Here is a 16,360-nt window from a genome sequence, read left to right on the forward strand (position 1 = left end):
CGACTCGTCTCCGGCGCCGAGATCATCACACTCGAAGGACCAAACATGCGCCTCACCACCAACACATAACCACCAACAACGCCTGAGTAAGACACCGCTACCGGATACTCACTCAGGCGCTACCAGATACTCACCACACCGCTACCATTTCAGTCTTCTGAACACTGCCCCCGCAGGTATACTAACCGCCATTAGCTCAATGAGGAGGACACCCACCATGGCCAACCAGAGACGCCGCGACCAAATCGCCGCCGCCGCACTCGACCTCTTTGACCAGCGCGGCTACCACGCCACCGGCATGGAGGACATCGCCAAAGCCGTCGGCATGCGCGCCTCCAGCCTGTACAACCACTTCTCCTCCAAACAGGAGCTCCTCGCCGAAGTCACCATCACCGCCATGGAGGACCTCCTTCGCGCCAACGCCGCTTGCCTCGCCGGGCTGAAAGACCCCCGCGACAAGCTCGTCGCCACCATGAAAGCCCACGTCATTTACCACGCCACCCACGCCCGGCGCGTCCGCGTGGTCAACAACGAGCTCACCAACCTCGAAGAGCCCCACAAATCCGTCGTCCTGCAACTGCGCCGCGATTATGTCGCCCGCTGGATGGCCGTGGTCAACGAGGGCGACTTCCACGCCGAAAACCTCAAAATCGCCTGCTGGGCGCTCATTGATATGGGCATCGGCGTCGCCCAATGGTTCAGCCCCGACGGTGACTACACCGCCGAGGCTTTGGGTGATATGTACGGCCAGTTCGCCCTGCGCCAACTTACCTAAGAACTCACCTAGGGCGCGCAGCCAATCTGCTGCTCTTCCTCACGTCCATCCGGGTACTGCACGCGCACGCGGGAGTAGACCTCGGCGTGGTAGCCGCACGCCACGCGCTTGTCGACGACCACCTTCACCCGATCCTCATTGAACGTGCCCTCCGCGCAATTGGGGTCACAGTCATTCTCGACGGCCACGCCGTCTGCCTCCGCGGAATCGTCTCCCCAGCGCTGCCAGTCCAACTCGTTGACCAGGTAGTTATTATCCGCGCACGCTAGTGAGATGCGGTCCGGGCCCTCCAGACCCGTCACGGACACGCAGTCCAAGATGGCGGTGGCATCGATCGTGGTTTCCACGTCCGGGCCTACCAGGCCGACTACGCGCACCAGCTGGCCGGTGGCGGGCAGGACGGAGAAGGAGACGCGGTCGGAATCGCGAATCACGGTCACCAGCTGGTCCTCGCCTTCGCCCTCGACGGTGCCGACCTCGTTGCCGTCGGCTTCCGCCAGCATGTCATAGGCAATCTTTTGCTGCTCGCTGCTCAAGCCCGGCTGGAGCAGCAGCTCCAGCGCGCCCAGCGCGCGGTTCGGGAAGGAATCCGCCAGCTTCTCCAGCCCGGCGCGGTCGGACGCGATGACGAGGTCCTCCGGGTTAATGGAAGGCTGCGGGTCAAAACCCGGCACTTCGCCCTGCGAGGAGACCTCCACGGCTCCCCCGGCATCCACCGCGTACTCGGTGATTGCCGTGGCATCGCCGAGCGTATCGACGCGCTTCATGTATTCCTTCGCGGTCACGCCCTTATCCACGGCATCGGGCTGGGTTGCGGCTGCCTCGCCGGCCTGGGTCAGAATCTCCGCGGCCGAGGCCACGGGTTCCGAATTATTGAGCAGCGGGAAGGCACCCCCGATGAGCGCAAGCCCCGCGACGGAAGCCGCCGCTATTGTCCACGTGGGCCGGCCCTTCGTTATCTTTGCGAGGGTCTCTTCGGAGCGGGCGAGGGAGGCGTCGTCAAGCGCTGTGTCAGGAACGGGGTTGGCGGCGCGGAGCATATCGAGAGAGCTAGGCATCGGTTTCTCCTGTGAGTTCGGAAAGGTGGGTACGCGCGCGGTGCAGGCGAACGCGCACGTTATTGCGGGAAATGCCGAGGACCTCGGCGATATCGGGGTGGTCGAGTCCCTCCCAGGCGTGGAGCGTGAGAATCTCGCGCTCCGCGTGCGGAAGCTGCATCAGCGCGCGAGTGATGTCGAGGTTGGCATCGACGGCGTCATAGCCGGCATAGGATTCCAGCTCATGATCATCGAGGTTCTCCGTCTCCCGGCGGGTGCGGTAGAACTCGCGCATCACGTTGCGGGCGATGCCATAAAGCCACGGCAGCGGCGTGCCGCGCAAGGAGTCGAACCCGGACCAGGCCCGCTCGAAGACGTCGGCAGCCAGCTCTTCGGCGTGGCTCGGTGGGACGCGGCGGCGCAGATACGCCAGCACCGCCGGGTAATGCTCGCGAAACAGGCGGGAAAACTCCCGCTTACGCGAACCAGGCAAGGTAAGGACAGACACTAATAAAACTCCAGAATGCTAATGGGCTCACTGAGTATGTTGCACTAGACGCCCGAGCGTTACAGCACAGCAATGAAATGGTTTACTAAAGGGGATGGAACCACTCGAGCTCTCCGCCCTGACGGGCACGCAATCGCGCACCTACGGCACGCGCAAGATCACCAAAGACATGATCTCAGCACCCGTGCATGTGGCTATTGCGCTGTGGGATGAGCGCTGGGATTCCGCCGAAAACGGAACTGTCGACGGCTGGGTCATCGCCGTCAACACCAAGAAGACGCGCTTCGTGCGCAAGGGCCAGATTAAAAAGGGCGACATCGTTGAGGTGGCCGTCCGCGAATTCGAAAAGGCCACCAAGGGGCTCCGAGGACGCAGGTGGATCGTCACCGGGCGCCGGCAGGCGGGGTTGCGGGTCGCGCTGGAAAAGCGTGGCTATGCCGTGACGGGGAGTTTTGCGGAGGAGAATAGGGCGTCGAAAAGCGCCAGCTCCGTGCGGCGCAAGCAGGCCGGAATCACCGCGCGCCGCGCCAAGAAGGAAGGCGAGGCCCCGCGCAAGAAGCAAGTAGTAAAGGTGGACACACCGAAGGCGCACTGGTGGCCGAACTTCTCGACGGCCTCCTCCTGGCCCGAGGGGGCCACCGTGCGCATCGCCACGGACGCCTCCTCGGACACGGTTTTCAAGGGCTCCATGTGCTTCGTGGCCAGCAACGGCGACTACCGGTTGCGCACGCGCAAGACGACGGCCAGCACCGATGAGCTCGAGCTCGAATCCCTCACCTTGGCGCTGAAATACCTGCTCAAGGTCGGTGCAACCAAGGCGATCATCGAGTCGGACTCAGTAGCTGCTCTGGAAGCGGTGGAGCAGATTCGGAAGAAGGGCTCGAAGGCGATGCGCTCGCGCGGGGTGTGGCGCGGGCTGTCCTCGGGCTCGCGCTCGCGCTTCCAGCAGGCGTGGCATGACGTGGAAGGAGTCTGCGAGGTGACCATCCGCCGCGTGTTGGGGCATGCGGGCGACCCGCTGAACCGGGCTGCGGATCAGATTGCGTACATGGGCCTGCGGGCGATTGCGCATCCGATGAAGCAATCGCAGGCAACGCTCAAGGAAGGAATCACGAAGGCGTTGGCCAAGCTCTAATTCGGGCTTTGGTTCACTGGTGACATAGGCTAAGCCATATGAGCAATCCCTTTGACTCCAACCCTTTTGAGGAGCCGGACAAGCCTCTCCCCGGCCGTGGGTCGAATCCTTTCGCGGAACCCGCGCGCGAGTCAGACGCGAAGTCTTCGGCGAACCCTTTCGTTGACTCGTATGAGGCGCCGAGTGTGGAGCCCTTTGCTGAACCTATCGCAGAGCCCTTTGCCGAGCCGGAGCGCGCCTACGCCCCAGCTCCGCTGCCTGACCATGCCCCTGCCCAGCAGCCAATGGAAGGCACGATCCACAGCTTCTCCCTTTTCAAGGGGCTGTTGAGTCTGTTTTCGCTCCTCGTAGGCTTCACCGGAATTACTGACGGCGATGTGGCAATGGGCATCGGCTTCGCCTTGCCCGGCGCCTGGTATTTCATCAAGTCACTACAGCAGAAGGCCAACCCAACCACGCCGCAAAAGCGCCACTGGTTTGTCATTTGGCTCATCGCCATCGTGCTCATGTTCTTCGGTGCCTAAGCCACAGTCCGCCACCGCGCAACCACCCGCCGCCACACAATGCGCAGCAGCGAATGAGGAGTCGCCACCACCTCGCGCAGGTAATTCCATGGGCGGTCTTTCCGCGGGGTGCCAACACCATGCATGCGAACCCGAATCCCCAGGTGCCAGGCCCACAGGCGGGTGCGCAGCACGTGGAAGTCATTGGTCACGACGCGGAAATAGTCATAGTCCGGGCACAGCGCGTGGGCGCGCTCAAGGTTTTCGTTAGTGCTGGTAGCCAGCGGCTCCACACGGATCCGCTCTGGGTCCACGCCCCGCTCGATGAGGTAGCGCGCCATCGGCTCCGCCTCCCCGAAACCGGACACGATGATCGGCTCCTCCGGCAGCACGCGCGCCAGCACCACCGCGCGGTCCAAGCGGCTGCGCAGGAGCGAACCGGGCTCGCCGCCCTCCACGCGCGCGCCCAACACCAGAAGCGGAAACTGCATGCCCGCTAGCTTAGCGTGCATACTAGTCAGCATGAGCATGTGCGTAGTCGGTTCCATCAACGCTGACCTCGTGGTCCACACCGCGCGGCACCCGCAGCCGGGTGAAACCCTGCTGGGCAGCGGCGGCACCATCACCGCGGGCGGTAAAGGAGCGAACCAGGCGGTCGCTGCCGCCCGCCTGGGTGCTCAGGTCAGCTTCGTCGGCGCGGTGGGCAGCGATGCCTACGCCAAGCCTGCGATGCACTACTTGCAGGCCAGCGGCGTGGACCTCACGCACGTCGAAGCCAGCGAGGAAGTGACGGGCTTGGCGGTCATCACCGTGGATAAGCAGGGAGAAAACACCATCATCGTGGTGCCGGGGGCCAATGCGCTTGTCGACGCTCCCTTCGTCACCGCCCACTCCTCCCCCATCACCGAATCGGAACTCATTCTGCTCCAAGGCGAGGTTCCGGCGGAGGGTTGTGCCAAGGCCATCGAGCTGGCAACAGGGCGGGTCGTGGTTAACCTCGCACCGGTCATCGAGGTTGAAAAGGAAGCGCTCCTGCGTGCCGATCCGCTGCTAGCCAACGAGCACGAGGCCGGGCTCATCCTGGAGCAGCTGGGCCTTAGCGGCGAGGGCGCGCCGGAGGAGCTGGCGCGGCGCCTCACGGAGGCCGGCTTTGTCTCGGTGGTCCTCACACTGGGCGCGCGGGGAGCGCTCGTGGCCGAAGGGGCTGAGCTTGTCGACGTTCCCTCCCCGCAGGTCACCGCCGTCGACACGACCGGCGCGGGTGACGCCTTCGCCGGCGCGCTGTGCGCGAGACTACTCCACGGCGACGACCTCGTGGAGGCCGCCACCTTTGCCGCTCGAGTTGGGGCTTACGCCGTCACCGGAGAAGGCGCGCAGGCCTCCTACCCCGATCTCAAAAGCAAGCTTCCCAGCTAATTACTCCCCGAGGAGCTGGGAGCGCAGGTTCTCGTCCTTCTTCTCCACCTCGGCGGCCATGTTCTCTTGGTAGGCCACCATCTTGTCCACCAGTGCCGGGTCACCCGCGGAGAGAATGCGCACGGCAAGCAAGCCGGCATTCTTCGCTCCGCCGATGGAGACGGTGGCCACCGGCACGCCGCCCGGCATCTGCACGATGGAGAGCAGCGAATCGAGCCCATCAAGATCCTTCAACGCGCGCGGTATGCCGATCACCGGAAGCGGCGTGGCCGCGGCGACCATGCCCGGCAGGTGAGCCGCGCCACCGGCGCAGGCGATGATGGCCTTGAGGCCGCGCTCGTGCGCGGACTTGGCATAAGCCAGCATCTTTTCCGGGGTGCGGTGCGCGCTGACAACGCCTACCTCGAAGGGCACGCCGAACTCAGCGAGCACCTCTGCGGCGGGCTTGACGGTGGGCCAATCGGAATCAGAGCCCATGATCAGGCCGACGAGTGGTTCCATAAAACTCTCCTTAGTAAATAGGTTTCAAGCTCGCTGCGGGCTTAAGCCCACTGCGCGTGGACGAGGAAGTGGGCGGCATCGTGGGCGATGCGGCGGGTTTCCGCCACGTCCTCACCGACAACGTTGACGTGGCCAATCTTGCGGCCCGGCTTGTGGTCCTTTCCATAGAGGTGGACCTTCGCCTCTGGGTAGCGCTCCATCACTTCGCGAACGCGCTGGGGTATGGGCATCTGTGGATCTTCTTCGGCCCCCAGCACATTGGCCATCACTGTGACCGGGGCCAGGGCTGCGGTAGAGCCCAGCGGCAAGTCCAGTACGGCACGCAGGTGCTGCTCGAACTGCGAAGTCACGCAGCCATCCTGAGTCCAGTGGCCGGTATTGTGCGGGCGCATGGCCAGCTCGTTGACGGCGATATCCTCCTCAACAACCGCGCCCGGCGCGCCGGAGGCGGAAGCAATGATGGAGCCGGCGTCTTGCTGCGTGGCGAAGGCAAAGAGCTCCACCGCCAGCACGCCGGTAACGCCAAGTTCGGTGGCCACCTTGATGCCCACCTGCATGGCGCGCTCGGTCAACTCCGGCGAAAGGTTCGGGGCGGGGGCAAAAGCCTCGGCACAGATGCCGTCCCGCTGCACGGACTCGGTGACCGGCCAGACCTTCACCTCGCCGGAGGGGCGGCGGGCGACGAGCACGGACAGCTCGCGGGTGAGGTTGACCTTTTCTTCGGCCATGAGCGGGGTATTGGCCGCAAGCAGCTTGGCGACGAGCGGCTCCAGCTCCTCCGTGGACGGGAACCACACGCCATGGCCGTCGTAGCCGCCGCGGCGGGCTTTGAGGCACACGGAACCGTCGACAAGCGCGGCGAAATTCCGTGCATCCTCCACCGACTCGATGGCGGCAAAGCGCGGCACTGGGGCGCCCAGCTCGGCCAGTTTCTGGCGCATGAGCAGCTTGTCCTGCGCGTAGAGGAGGGCGGAAGGCTGGGGCTGGACGTTGAGGCCGTCGGCGATGAGCGCCTGCACGTGCTCGGTGGGAACGTGCTCGTGCTCAAAGGTGATTGCATCCGCGCCGTCTGCGGCGACGGTGAGCACGTCGAGATCGTGATAGTCACCGAGAACGACGTCCGGAATCACCTGGGCGGCGGACTTATCCGGCGCGGAGGCTAGCACGCGCAGGTGGATGTCGAGCTCGGCGGCGGCTGGCTGCATCATGCGTGCAAGCTGGCCGTCTCCATAAACAGTAACGAGGGGTTTGTGTTGTTCACTCACTCTTCCAATACTAGCCTTGGGGCCATGATCGTCCGGCATACCATCTTTCAGAACTCCCTCATGACCGCCCTGTTGGATGGCATTTACGACAGCGAAATGACCATCGGTGAGCTCTTGGGCAAGGGCAATTTCGGTATTGGAACCTTCGATGCGCTGGACGGAGAGATGATCATCCTCGACGGGGTGTGCTACCAGCTGCGCGGCGATGGCACCGCGACGGTGGCTGACTTGGACCAGGGCACGCCGTTTGCGGTGGCGACGAACTTCGTCCCCCGTATTAAGGTGGCCGCACCCAAGGGTCTGAGGCGCGAGGAGCTTTCGGCATTCATCGATGAGGTGGAGCCTTCCGCTAACTTCATGTACGCGGTGCGCATCTCTGGGCGGTTCAGCAACGTGGTGACCCGCACGGTGGTCAAGCAGAGCAAGCCCTACCCGCCGATGGCGCAGGCGGTGGGCGGTGACAAGGAGCTGCGCTTTGACGACGTCGAGGGCGTCATCGGCGGTTTCCGCACGCCGGTCTTTGAGAAGGGAATCTCCGTTCCCGGATGCCACGTGCACTTCATCGACGCTGCGCGCACCTCCGGCGGGCATGTGCTGGACTACACGGTGGATGAGGCCACGATTGAGCTCTGCCCCGGCACGGACCTCGATCTGCGCTTGCCGCTGACCCACGAGTTCCGCTCCGCCAACTTGGCGCCGGAGGACCTAGACCAGCAGCTGCATACGACGGAGATTAAGGACTAACCCCAGACCGGTTGCTCGTTGAGGATGTCCTCGACTCGTTTGGCCTTGGGGATGGAGGGGAAATACATCGGCTTGTCATAGCCATGAAGTGCCAGCGAGATCCCACCGCGGCGGCGGCGCGCACCGCGGATATCGGTGAGTGGGATCGAATCAACGCGTTTGCCTTCGCGGGCGATGACGCGCAGGTTGGTCACGATGAAGCGCTTGCGGCGGGCTTTGATGAGGGGAAGGACAAAGCGCCAGACGGCAAGCAAGGCCCATATAGCTACTAAGCCATTGCGAAGCGCTAGGTCAATGCCGTTGTAGTCACACCAGCCGATGGCGATCCAGCACACCCCAGTAATCACGACGAGCTCTAGAAAAGGAAAGAGCAGCGTGCGAAACGGGGCGGTCATGTCCGCGCGAACAACCTCGCCGCGGCCCATCTGCATGAGGTTCATGGGGCACATGGTACCTCCCGTCCACGTACACTCCATTCCTCCCCTGTTCACGGCTGGCTCTGGGTTATTTTGGCAAAGAACACCGCAAATGGCATCTCACAGAAGGCATTAGTCAAAAGGCGTCTTTGGGGCCAAAGACACCTTTTGCGGGTCTGTAGATGGCGTTTTCAGGGGCAAAGACGCCTTTTGACTAATGCCATTTGATAGATGCCTTTTGACAGACGCCATGTGGAAAGCACCGTAACTGAGTGCCCTGGATGAGTGCCCTAGTTGTGCCCTGGTTGAGTACCTCGCCACTTGGCTCCGCTAGGAGGAGCCGTGGAAAAGACGCGCGCCGACTTATTTATCAGCCGGGCGCAGGTGGATGACATCACCGGCGGAGTAGTACTCGCCGCCGATGTTGATGCGTCCGTCGTCAGCCACGCCCTCGACGGTGCCGATGACGTCGCCGGTCGGGGCTTCGAGGCGAACCTCTTGGCCAATGGAAGAACAAACCTTGCGGTAATCAGCCATAAGCTGTGGGTCCTGCTGTTCCCACTGGGTGATGCGCCGGCGCAGGTTCTTCAGAACGGTGATGGCCAGCTCAGTGCGGTCGGTATCAAGCCCCTCGAGCGCTAGCGAAGTCGCGGCCTCGATGGGCAGTTCCTCGCGGGTCAGGGTGACATTGATGCCCATGCCCACGACCACGCGTGCTGAAGGCGGGTTAGCGGCTTGAGTCTTGGGCGCGACCTCGGCCTTGTTGATTTCCGCTTTGTTGATCTCGGCCTTATTAACTTCAGCCTTGTTAATCTCGGCTTTGTTAACTTCAGTCTTGTTGACCTCTGCCTTCGAGACTTCAGTCTTCGGAGCAGATTTGAAGGCCTCCCCCACCGGGCCGGCTTCAGCGAGGATGCCACACAGCTTCTTGCCATCGATGTGCACGTCATTGGGCCACTTGAGCACCGCTCCCTCGACCGAGTCGGTCACGGCCAAACCGGCAGCCAGGGGCAAGGTGCCAAGGTGCTCTAGCGACTCCGGGAGGATCAGTGCGGAAAAGATAAGCTGCGCCCCCGCCGGGCTCACCCACTGGCGGCCCAAGCGGCCTTTGCCGGCCACCTGTTCGTCGGCAAGCAGTACGGTGCTATCAGCCACCTTCTCCGCCTGCATGAGATCAGTATTGGTGGAGCCAGTGGACTCGGTGAAATCGATGACAGCGAAGTCTTCACGTAGCGCCTCGCGGATGCGGTCCATATCAAGTGCAGTCATGCACCCTAGGTTACCCGCCGGGCAGTGGCCTTCTAGACGTAACTAAAAGTAATCCGGATTGGCCAGAATTGTGTGTGCGGTGGCCTCGTCGAGACAGGTGGTCAAGACCGCTTGCGGCAAAGCATGGGGTACCTGTTCAGGCGTAACGGAGATCTGCCGAGAATCCGCTAGGAAGGACACGGTGTCCTCAACCAGCTTGTCGTAGTCCGCGCGTTCTTTCGTGCCGAGGCTATCTGGTTTGCCTTCAGTCACCAGCACGTAGCGGATCTCCGGGGCGACCCACTTACATACCCACTCGCCGTATTCTTGCGCTTCCGAATCCGAGAGGTCCAGCCCCATCCGCTTCATGCTGGCGCGCATGGTGTCACGATCAACCTTGCCGTTGTCCACCAGTTGTGAGCGGACCTTAGATGAGTCCACGGTGTCGGCGAAAATAGCGCGGAACACGGTATCGCGCTGAGCCGCGGAAGGCGAAGTGGACTGCGTCGAAGACGCGTCAGCGGTACCAGTGGAAACAGTTGTTAGCGGCGTGAAAGTCTCTGCAGATTCCGTACTAGAGCAACCAACCAAGAGCACTGTGAGGAGCGGGGCGAACTTCTTCATAGCGAATTCCAGCCTAATCCACGTGCCGCTGGGTGCTAGTGTGTGTCCATGGCAAAGGTCACTTTTGAGAACGTCGGCATCACCTATCCCCGCGCCGAGAACCCCACGGTCAAAGACCTCAATCTCGAGATTGCGGATGGCGAATTCCTGGTCCTCGTCGGACCATCCGGCTGCGGTAAGTCCACCACCCTGCGCGCCCTCGCGGGACTCGAGCCGGTCTCCAGCGGCCGCATCCTCATCGACGGCAAAGACGTCACGGGGCTGGAGCCCGGCGAGCGCGATATCGCCATGGTCTTCCAGAATTATGCGCTTTACCCGCACCTCACCGTGGCCCAGAACATGGGATTTTCCCTCAAGCTGGCCAAGATGCCTAAGGCCGAAATCAAAGCCAAGGTCGAGGAAGCCGCCAAGACCCTCGGGCTCACGGAGTACCTGCAGCGCAAGCCCAAGGACCTGTCCGGTGGTCAGCGCCAGCGCGTGGCCATGGGCCGCGCCATCGTGCGCGAGCCGAAGGCCTTCCTCATGGATGAACCCCTGTCCAACCTCGATGCCAAGCTGCGCGTACAAACCCGCGCGGAGCTGGCCAGCCTCCAGCAGCGCCTCGGCACCACCACCGTCTACGTCACCCACGACCAGGTGGAGGCCATGACCATGGGAGACCGCGTCGCCGTGCTCAAAGACGGGGAACTGCAGCAGGTCGCCCCACCGCGCGAGCTTTACGACGCCCCCGCTAACGAGTTCGTCGCCGGCTTCATCGGCTCCCCCGCGATGAATATCTTTGACTACAACGGCGGCCGCGTCGGCGTTCGCCCAGAAAAACTATTCATTAATAAGGGGCCGGTGGGCTTCCAGGGAACGGTGGAGTTCGTGGAAGAGCTGGGCTCGGAATCCTTCGTCTACGCCATGGTGGGCGAGCAGCGCTTCGTTGCCCGCGCGAGCGACAACGTTCCGCAGCGCGGCGACACCGTCGTCCTCACCTTCAACCCCCGCGAGGCCCACCACTTCGATCCGGAAACCGGCCAGCGCATCGAGGCTTAGGCAGTAGCGTTAACAGGGGTAGCTTCACCCCCGTTTGAAGTGAATTAAAAGCCAAAACCACGTGCCTTGTGGGGATGATCCCCTATTTTGAAGTCATCAGAAGTTTTCCGAAAGGTGAATACTCCATGAAGAAGCCGTTTCTCCCTAGCTCGCTGCGTTCTGTCCGCCGCGGCGTAGTCGTCACCACCGCTGCACTCGCGTTGACCTTGGCAGGTTGCTCGTCGGGTGACGAGGGGTCGTCGTCAAGCGCTGGCTCCGATGCCTCCTCCACCGATGGTGGCGGCCGCGGGCCCATCACCTTTGCCATGGGCAAGAACGACACCGACAAGATCACCCCCATCATCGAGGCATGGAACGCCGAGCACCCGGACGAGAAGGTCGAGCTCAAGGAGCTCGCCGGCGAGGCCGACGCGCAGCGCGAAACCCTCGTGCAGTCCCTGCAAGCGGGCAACTCCGACTACGACGTCATGGCGCTCGACGTGGTCTGGACCGCGGACTTCGCCGCTAACCAGTGGCTGGCACCGCTGACCGGTGACCTGGAGGTTGACACCTCTGGCCTGCTGGAGCCCACCGTGGAATCCGCGACTTATAACGACACCCTCTACGCGCTGCCGCAGAACACCAACGGCCAGCTACTCTTCCGCAACACCGAGTTGGCGGACAAGGCTCCGGAGAAGTTCGAGGACATCGCGTCTGCCTGCGAGGCCATCAAGGACGATGCGTCCTGCCTGACCACCCAGCTCAAGCAGTACGAAGGCCTCACCGTCAACACCGCCGGCTTCATCGAGGGCTGGGGCGGCTCCATCTTGGATGACGAGGGCAACGTGACCGTTGACTCGGACAAGTCCAAGGAAGGCCTGCAAGCGCTTGTCGACGCCTACGAGGACGGCACCATCTCCAAGGACTCCACCGCCACGACGGAGGAGGAGACCAACTTGGCTTTCACCGAGGGCAAGACCGCATTCGCCATCAACTGGCCGTACATGTACACCAACGCTGAGGAAAAGGGCGTCAAGTTCGAGGTCCAGCCGCTGGTGGGCAAGGACGGCGTCGGTGTTTCCACTCTGGGTGGCTACAACAACGGCATCAACATCAATTCCGAGCACAAGGCTACGGCCCTGGACTTCATGAAGTTCATCATCAACGAGGAGAACCAGAAGTCCTTCGCTGAGGCTTCCTTCCCGCCGGTACTGGCTTCCATCTACGACGATGAGTCCCTGGTGGAGGAGTTCCCGTACCTTCCGGCCCTGAAGGAATCCCTGGAGAACGCCGCACCGCGTCCGGTTTCCCCGTTCTACACCGCCATCTCCAAGGCCGTGCAGGATAACGCTTACGCGGCATTGACCGCGGGCAAGTCCGTCGACGACGCAACGAAGGACATGAAGGCAGCCATCGAGGCAGCCGCGCAGGGTTAATCTTCCCAGCGTGAATGGGGCGCGAGTAAGTCCACGAGACTTGCCCGCGCCTCTTTCTTTGATCTGGGTCTCGTGCACAGAGGATGTCTCGGCCACCCGCTATGATTTTCCCCAACCCCCGATAAACCCCTCCCCCTATTAATCAGAAAGGCAGGCACCGCATGGCTGGAGCACCGGCTACCGCGCAGCCCCGCAGACAGTATCTGCGCGTCGCTGCGCTCATCGCACCGGCGCTGATAGCGCTGGCCGTGGTCATCGGCTATCCCATCGTGCGCGCTGTGATGTTGTCCTTCCAGGGCAACAAGCGGCTTAACCCGACTACGGGTGTATTCGAGGAAGGCTCATTCGCAGGCCTCGAAAACTACCTGTACTGGCTCACCAATAAATGCATGTCTGCCACCGGCCAGGCCACCACATGCCCGGACGGCGTCATCGCCACCGATTTCTGGCCGGCGCTCAAAATCACGCTCTTCTTCACCGTGGTCACGGTGGCACTGGAGACGATCTTGGGCATGTTCATGGCGCTGGTGATGAACGGCGAGTACCGCGGGCGCGGCCTCGTGCGCGCGGCTGTGCTGGTTCCCTGGGCCATTCCCACCGCGGTTACTGCGAAGCTGTGGCAGTTCATGTTCGCGCCGGACGGCATCATCAACGCGCTCATCGGCTCGAACATCGCGTGGACCACGGACCCGTTTTATGCCCGCCTCGCGGTCATCATCGCCGATGTGTGGAAGACCGCCCCGTTCATGGCGCTGCTCATCCTGGCCGGTCTGCAGATGATTCCGCGCGATGTCTATGACGCCGCCCGCGTCGATGGCGCATCGCGCATCCAAACCTTCTTCACCATTACCCTGCCGCTGGTGCGCCCGGCGCTCATGGTGGCCATCCTCTTCCGCACGCTGGACGCGCTGCGCATGTACGACCTGCCGGTCATCATGATCTCCGCCTCCTCCAACTCCCCGACGGCCACCATTTCCCAGTTGGTGGTGGAGGACATGCGCCAGGGCCACTTCAACTCTGCCTCCGCGCTATCCACCCTCATCTTCCTGCTCATCTTCACCGTCGCGTTCATTCTCGTTCGCTTCCTCGGCGCTGATGTGTCCGGTACTGCTCGCCAGAAGAAGGAGAAGAAGTCATGAAAAAGCTCGGACACTACCTTGGCATCCTCTTCATCATGTTCTGGGGGCTCGCGCCCTTCTACTGGATGGTCGTCACCGCCCTGCGGCACAAGTCCCATACTTTCGACACCACCCCGTGGCCCACGCACGTAACCCTGGATAACTTCCGGGACGCCCTAGCCACGGACAAGGGCAATGACTTCCTCAATGCGCTGGGGAACTCTTTGATCATTTCCTTGGTCACGACCGCGGTGGCGGTCCTTATCGGCGTGTTTACCGCCTACGCCTTGGCACGCTACGACTTCCCAGGCAAAGGTATTGTCACCGGCATCATTCTGGCTGCCTCGATGTTCCCGGCCATCGCGTTGGTGACCCCGCTGTTCCAGCTCTTTGGAAACCTCGAATGGATCGGCACCTACCGCGCGATGATCATCCCGAACATCTCCTTCGCGCTACCGCTGACGGTCTATACGCTGCTGAGCTTCTTCCGCCAGCTTCCCTGGGAGCTGGAGGAGGCTGCCCGCGTGGACGGCGCTTCCCGCGGTCAGGCCTTCCGCCTCGTGCTCCTGCCCTTGGCCGCGCCCGCGCTGTTTACCACCGCCATCATCGCTTTCATCACAACGTGGAACGAGTTCATGCTGGCCAAGCAGCTATCCACCACCGCCACTGAGCCGGTGACCGTGGCTATCGCGCGTTTCTCGGGCCCCTCGGCCTTCGAGTACCCCTACGCCGCCACCATGGCCGCGGGCGCACTGGTGACGATTCCGCTGATCATCATGGTGCTCATCTTCCAGCACCGCATCGTTGCCGGCCTCACCGCCGGCGGTGTTAAGGCCTAATGCGCCGCGCTCTGCTGTGGGACACCGCGCTGGGTTTCGTTGGTTTCTTTGCGTTCCTGGCGCTGGTGCAGGCAGTCCTCAACCTTTTTCACCCCTCCCCCGCTATCTGGCCGGGGCTCCTCGCGGGCGCGCTGTGCCTGGCGGAGTTTCTGCTGTGGCGGGCTAAACGGAAGGATCTCCGATGACCTGGCACGACAACGCCATTTTCTACCAGGCCCTCGTGGGCTCGTACAAGGACACCCGCGGCGAAGGCGTCGGCACGCTGCGCGGCGTTATTGAGAAGTTGGATTACCTCAAGTGGCTCGGCGTGGACTGCCTGTGGCTCTCCCCGTTCTATGCCTCCCCGCTGCGCGATGATGGCTATGACATTGCCGATTACTACTCCATCCACCCTGATTACGGCACGATGGAGGACTTCGAGGAGCTCGTCACCGAGCTCCACGCGCGTGGCATGCGGCTGATGACGGACCTGGCGTTCAACCACACCTCCACCGATCACCCGTGGTTCCAGGCCTCGCGCACCGATCCGGAAGGGCCGTACGGTGACTACTACGTGTGGGGCGATGATCCCCTGCGCTACCCAGAGATCCGCATCATCTTCACCGATACGGAAACCTCGAATTGGGCGTGGGATCCGGAGCGCAAGCAGTACTACTTCCACCGCTTCTACTCGCACCAGCCGGACTTGAACTATGACAACCCGAAGGTCCGCGAGGAAGTGTTCAAGATCCTCTCCTTCTGGCTGGACAAGGGCGTGGACGGCTTCCGCCTCGATGCCATTGCATACCTCTACGAGCGCGATGGTCTGGGTGGCGAGTCCCTGCCGGAAACAGTCGAGTTTGTGGAAAGAATCCGCGCTTTCATCGACGAGAACTATCCCGAGGCCATCATGATCGCGGAGGCCAACCAGCCGCCGCAAGACACCATGGAGTTCTACGGCACGGGCAATCGCTTCCACATGGTGTTCAACTTCCCCGTCATGCCGCGGCTCTACCAGGCCCTTGCACTGGGTGACGCCACACCGGTCTACGAGATCATGGCGGAGCTTCCGGAGCTGCCCCAGGGATGCCAGTGGGGCACCTTCCTGCGCAATCACGACGAGCTAACGCTGGAGATGGTCAACGAGGACCAGCGCGCCATCATGTACGAGCACTTTCTGCCGGATGATCAGATGCGCGCTCACGTGGGTATCGCGCGGCGGCTCGCCCCGCTGTTGGGCAACGACTACCGCAAGATTGAGCTCTTCTATTCCCTCCTCATGACGCTACCGGGCGCGCCTTTCTTGTATTACGGCGATGAGATTGGCATGAACGACGCCCCCGAGCTGCCCGACCGCGATGCTGTCCGCACCCCTATGCAGTGGGAGCCGGGCGAGGGCGCAGGTTTCAGTACATCCGCTCAGACGCGCCGCCCCATCGTTGGCGGGATTGGTATTTCGGTGGAGGAGCAGCTTGCCGACGACTCCTCGATCCTCCACCGCATTCGCAGCCTCATCCAGCAACGCAAGGCGCATCCGGAACTCGGCACCGCGCCTTTCGAGGCGGTGGAGACCGGCCACGCGGGCGTGCTGGGATTCCAGCGCGGTGAATTATTGTGCTTGCACAACTTCACCGAAGAAGCCGTAGACTTAGGACCAGTCGAACTGGGACCCTTCGGTTATGCCTGGCTTCCGGTGGAGGCTTAACGGTCTTTTAACGAAAACGGTAAACAGAACATGAACAGTCGATGTATTGTGCTGTAACTTTTGAGGTTTTTTAGCGTTTTATGACCAATTAAAG

The 16,360-nt window shown here is 62.4% G+C and carries 19 protein-coding genes; 11 read left to right on the forward strand and 8 right to left on the reverse strand.

Going from position 1 to position 16,360, the window contains the following annotated elements:
- The first annotated feature begins 217 nt into the window (after positions 1-217).
- On the forward strand, positions 218-775 hold the full coding sequence (locus HMPREF2604_RS08365; RefSeq protein ID WP_070521308.1) for a TetR/AcrR family transcriptional regulator: 558 nt from the start codon (positions 218-220) through the stop codon (positions 773-775).
- An 8-nt stretch (positions 776-783) separates the two neighbouring features.
- Here the strand turns inward: HMPREF2604_RS08365 and HMPREF2604_RS08370 are convergent, their stop codons facing one another.
- Positions 784-1,833: a hypothetical protein gene (locus HMPREF2604_RS08370; protein ID WP_070564859.1), complete on the reverse strand. Its 1,050-nt coding sequence runs from the start codon at positions 1,831-1,833 to the stop codon at positions 784-786.
- On the reverse strand, positions 1,826-2,320 hold the full coding sequence (locus tag HMPREF2604_RS08375) for an RNA polymerase sigma factor (protein WP_070521314.1): 495 nt from the start codon (positions 2,318-2,320) through the stop codon (positions 1,826-1,828). The genes HMPREF2604_RS08370 and HMPREF2604_RS08375 overlap by 8 nt, the downstream gene beginning before the upstream one ends.
- 94 nt (positions 2,321-2,414) lie before the next feature.
- On the opposite strand from HMPREF2604_RS08375, the gene HMPREF2604_RS08380 reads away from it, so the two are divergent.
- Complete coding sequence (locus HMPREF2604_RS08380; protein WP_070521316.1) at positions 2,415-3,455, forward strand: ribonuclease HI; 1,041 nt, start codon at positions 2,415-2,417, stop codon at positions 3,453-3,455.
- Positions 3,456-3,493: 38 nt separating this feature from the next.
- Complete coding sequence (locus HMPREF2604_RS08385) at positions 3,494-3,979, forward strand: hypothetical protein (RefSeq protein WP_070564864.1); 486 nt, start codon at positions 3,494-3,496, stop codon at positions 3,977-3,979.
- Here HMPREF2604_RS08385 and HMPREF2604_RS08390 read toward each other — a convergent pair.
- Positions 3,976-4,449 carry a YdcF family protein gene (locus tag HMPREF2604_RS08390; protein WP_070565080.1) on the reverse strand — a complete coding sequence of 158 codons (474 nt, stop codon included), beginning with the start codon at positions 4,447-4,449 and terminating at the stop codon, positions 3,976-3,978. The genes HMPREF2604_RS08385 and HMPREF2604_RS08390 overlap by 4 nt on opposite strands.
- A 31-nt stretch (positions 4,450-4,480) precedes the next feature.
- Between HMPREF2604_RS08390 and HMPREF2604_RS08395 the strand changes: the two genes are divergently transcribed.
- Complete coding sequence (locus HMPREF2604_RS08395) at positions 4,481-5,374, forward strand: ribokinase (RefSeq protein ID WP_070564867.1); 894 nt, start codon at positions 4,481-4,483, stop codon at positions 5,372-5,374.
- On the opposite strand, the gene purE is transcribed toward HMPREF2604_RS08395, so the two are convergent.
- Entirely contained in the window at positions 5,375-5,875 is a 501-nt protein-coding gene (gene purE / locus HMPREF2604_RS08400; RefSeq protein ID WP_070531038.1) for a 5-(carboxyamino)imidazole ribonucleotide mutase, read from the reverse strand. It abuts the gene before it with no gap.
- Between the two features lie 41 nt (positions 5,876-5,916).
- Positions 5,917-7,179 (reverse strand): 5-(carboxyamino)imidazole ribonucleotide synthase, encoded by a 1,263-nt coding sequence (locus HMPREF2604_RS08405; RefSeq protein ID WP_070564869.1) that lies wholly within the window; start codon positions 7,177-7,179, stop codon positions 5,917-5,919.
- Between HMPREF2604_RS08405 and budA the strand changes: the two genes are divergently transcribed.
- Positions 7,165-7,884 carry an acetolactate decarboxylase gene (gene budA, locus HMPREF2604_RS08410; protein WP_070564871.1) on the forward strand — a complete coding sequence of 240 codons (720 nt, stop codon included), beginning with the start codon at positions 7,165-7,167 and terminating at the stop codon, positions 7,882-7,884. The two genes, HMPREF2604_RS08405 and budA, sit on opposite strands and share 15 nt — an antisense overlap.
- Here the strand turns inward: budA and HMPREF2604_RS08415 are convergent.
- From HMPREF2604_RS08415 to HMPREF2604_RS08425, 3 genes are all read right to left on the reverse strand, one after another.
- Entirely contained in the window at positions 7,881-8,324 is a 444-nt protein-coding gene (locus HMPREF2604_RS08415) for a hypothetical protein (RefSeq protein ID WP_070521601.1), read from the reverse strand. The two genes, budA and HMPREF2604_RS08415, sit on opposite strands and share 4 nt — an antisense overlap.
- A 339-nt stretch (positions 8,325-8,663) precedes the next feature.
- Positions 8,664-9,569: a biotin--[acetyl-CoA-carboxylase] ligase gene (locus tag HMPREF2604_RS08420; RefSeq protein ID WP_070564873.1), complete on the reverse strand. Its 906-nt coding sequence runs from the start codon at positions 9,567-9,569 to the stop codon at positions 8,664-8,666.
- A gap of 42 nt (positions 9,570-9,611) precedes the next feature.
- Positions 9,612-10,172, reverse strand: a complete 561-nt coding sequence (locus HMPREF2604_RS08425; RefSeq protein ID WP_070564876.1) for a hypothetical protein — start codon at positions 10,170-10,172, stop codon at positions 9,612-9,614.
- 48 nt (positions 10,173-10,220) lie between these two features.
- On the opposite strand from HMPREF2604_RS08425, the gene HMPREF2604_RS08430 reads away from it, so the two are divergent.
- From HMPREF2604_RS08430 to treS, 6 genes are all read left to right on the forward strand, one after another.
- Entirely contained in the window at positions 10,221-11,210 is a 990-nt protein-coding gene (locus HMPREF2604_RS08430) for an ABC transporter ATP-binding protein (RefSeq protein ID WP_070564879.1), read from the forward strand.
- Positions 11,211-11,335: 125 nt separating this feature from the next.
- Complete coding sequence (locus HMPREF2604_RS08435) at positions 11,336-12,625, forward strand: ABC transporter substrate-binding protein (RefSeq protein WP_070521341.1); 1,290 nt, start codon at positions 11,336-11,338, stop codon at positions 12,623-12,625.
- A 161-nt stretch (positions 12,626-12,786) separates the two neighbouring features.
- On the forward strand, positions 12,787-13,764 hold the full coding sequence (locus HMPREF2604_RS08440) for a carbohydrate ABC transporter permease (RefSeq protein ID WP_070531051.1): 978 nt from the start codon (positions 12,787-12,789) through the stop codon (positions 13,762-13,764).
- The gene (locus HMPREF2604_RS08445; RefSeq protein ID WP_070564882.1) at positions 13,761-14,582 is read left to right on the forward strand and encodes a carbohydrate ABC transporter permease; all 822 of its coding nucleotides are present in this window, start codon (positions 13,761-13,763) and stop codon (positions 14,580-14,582) included. Before HMPREF2604_RS08440 ends, HMPREF2604_RS08445 begins: the two co-directional genes overlap by 4 nt.
- The gene (locus HMPREF2604_RS08450) at positions 14,582-14,767 is read left to right on the forward strand and encodes a hypothetical protein (RefSeq protein WP_070564885.1); all 186 of its coding nucleotides are present in this window, start codon (positions 14,582-14,584) and stop codon (positions 14,765-14,767) included. Before HMPREF2604_RS08445 ends, HMPREF2604_RS08450 begins: the two co-directional genes overlap by 1 nt.
- Positions 14,764-16,266, forward strand: coding sequence for a maltose alpha-D-glucosyltransferase (treS, locus tag HMPREF2604_RS08455; protein WP_070564887.1), 1,503 nt, complete (start codon positions 14,764-14,766; stop codon positions 16,264-16,266). The genes HMPREF2604_RS08450 and treS overlap by 4 nt, the downstream gene beginning before the upstream one ends.
- Positions 16,267-16,360 lie beyond the last annotated feature (94 nt).

Origin of the sequence: Corynebacterium sp. HMSC055A01, assembly GCF_001809405.1 — a bacterium.
Lineage (GTDB): Bacteria > Actinomycetota > Actinomycetes > Mycobacteriales > Mycobacteriaceae > Corynebacterium > Corynebacterium hesseae.

Coding starts and splice junctions, on each gene's coding strand:
- HMPREF2604_RS08445 (WP_070564882.1), top strand. CDS start 13,761: ATGAAAAAGCTCGGACACTACCTTGGCATCCTCTTCATCATGTTCTGG.
- HMPREF2604_RS08425 (WP_070564876.1), bottom strand. CDS start 10,172: ATGAAGAAGTTCGCCCCGCTCCTCACAGTGCTCTTGGTTGGTTGCTCT.
- HMPREF2604_RS08430 (WP_070564879.1), top strand. CDS start 10,221: ATGGCAAAGGTCACTTTTGAGAACGTCGGCATCACCTATCCCCGCGCC.
- HMPREF2604_RS08420 (WP_070564873.1), bottom strand. CDS start 9,569: ATGACTGCACTTGATATGGACCGCATCCGCGAGGCGCTACGTGAAGAC.
- HMPREF2604_RS08385 (WP_070564864.1), top strand. CDS start 3,494: ATGAGCAATCCCTTTGACTCCAACCCTTTTGAGGAGCCGGACAAGCCT.
- purE (WP_070531038.1), bottom strand. CDS start 5,875: ATGGAACCACTCGTCGGCCTGATCATGGGCTCTGATTCCGATTGGCCC.
- HMPREF2604_RS08380 (WP_070521316.1), top strand. CDS start 2,415: ATGGAACCACTCGAGCTCTCCGCCCTGACGGGCACGCAATCGCGCACC.
- HMPREF2604_RS08365 (WP_070521308.1), top strand. CDS start 218: ATGGCCAACCAGAGACGCCGCGACCAAATCGCCGCCGCCGCACTCGAC.
- HMPREF2604_RS08450 (WP_070564885.1), top strand. CDS start 14,582: ATGCGCCGCGCTCTGCTGTGGGACACCGCGCTGGGTTTCGTTGGTTTC.
- HMPREF2604_RS08435 (WP_070521341.1), top strand. CDS start 11,336: ATGAAGAAGCCGTTTCTCCCTAGCTCGCTGCGTTCTGTCCGCCGCGGC.
- HMPREF2604_RS08370 (WP_070564859.1), bottom strand. CDS start 1,833: ATGCCTAGCTCTCTCGATATGCTCCGCGCCGCCAACCCCGTTCCTGAC.
- HMPREF2604_RS08440 (WP_070531051.1), top strand. CDS start 12,787: ATGGCTGGAGCACCGGCTACCGCGCAGCCCCGCAGACAGTATCTGCGC.
- HMPREF2604_RS08405 (WP_070564869.1), bottom strand. CDS start 7,179: ATGCCGGACGATCATGGCCCCAAGGCTAGTATTGGAAGAGTGAGTGAA.
- treS (WP_070564887.1), top strand. CDS start 14,764: ATGACCTGGCACGACAACGCCATTTTCTACCAGGCCCTCGTGGGCTCG.
- HMPREF2604_RS08415 (WP_070521601.1), bottom strand. CDS start 8,324: ATGAACCTCATGCAGATGGGCCGCGGCGAGGTTGTTCGCGCGGACATG.
- budA (WP_070564871.1), top strand. CDS start 7,165: ATGATCGTCCGGCATACCATCTTTCAGAACTCCCTCATGACCGCCCTG.
- HMPREF2604_RS08395 (WP_070564867.1), top strand. CDS start 4,481: ATGAGCATGTGCGTAGTCGGTTCCATCAACGCTGACCTCGTGGTCCAC.
- HMPREF2604_RS08390 (WP_070565080.1), bottom strand. CDS start 4,449: ATGCAGTTTCCGCTTCTGGTGTTGGGCGCGCGCGTGGAGGGCGGCGAG.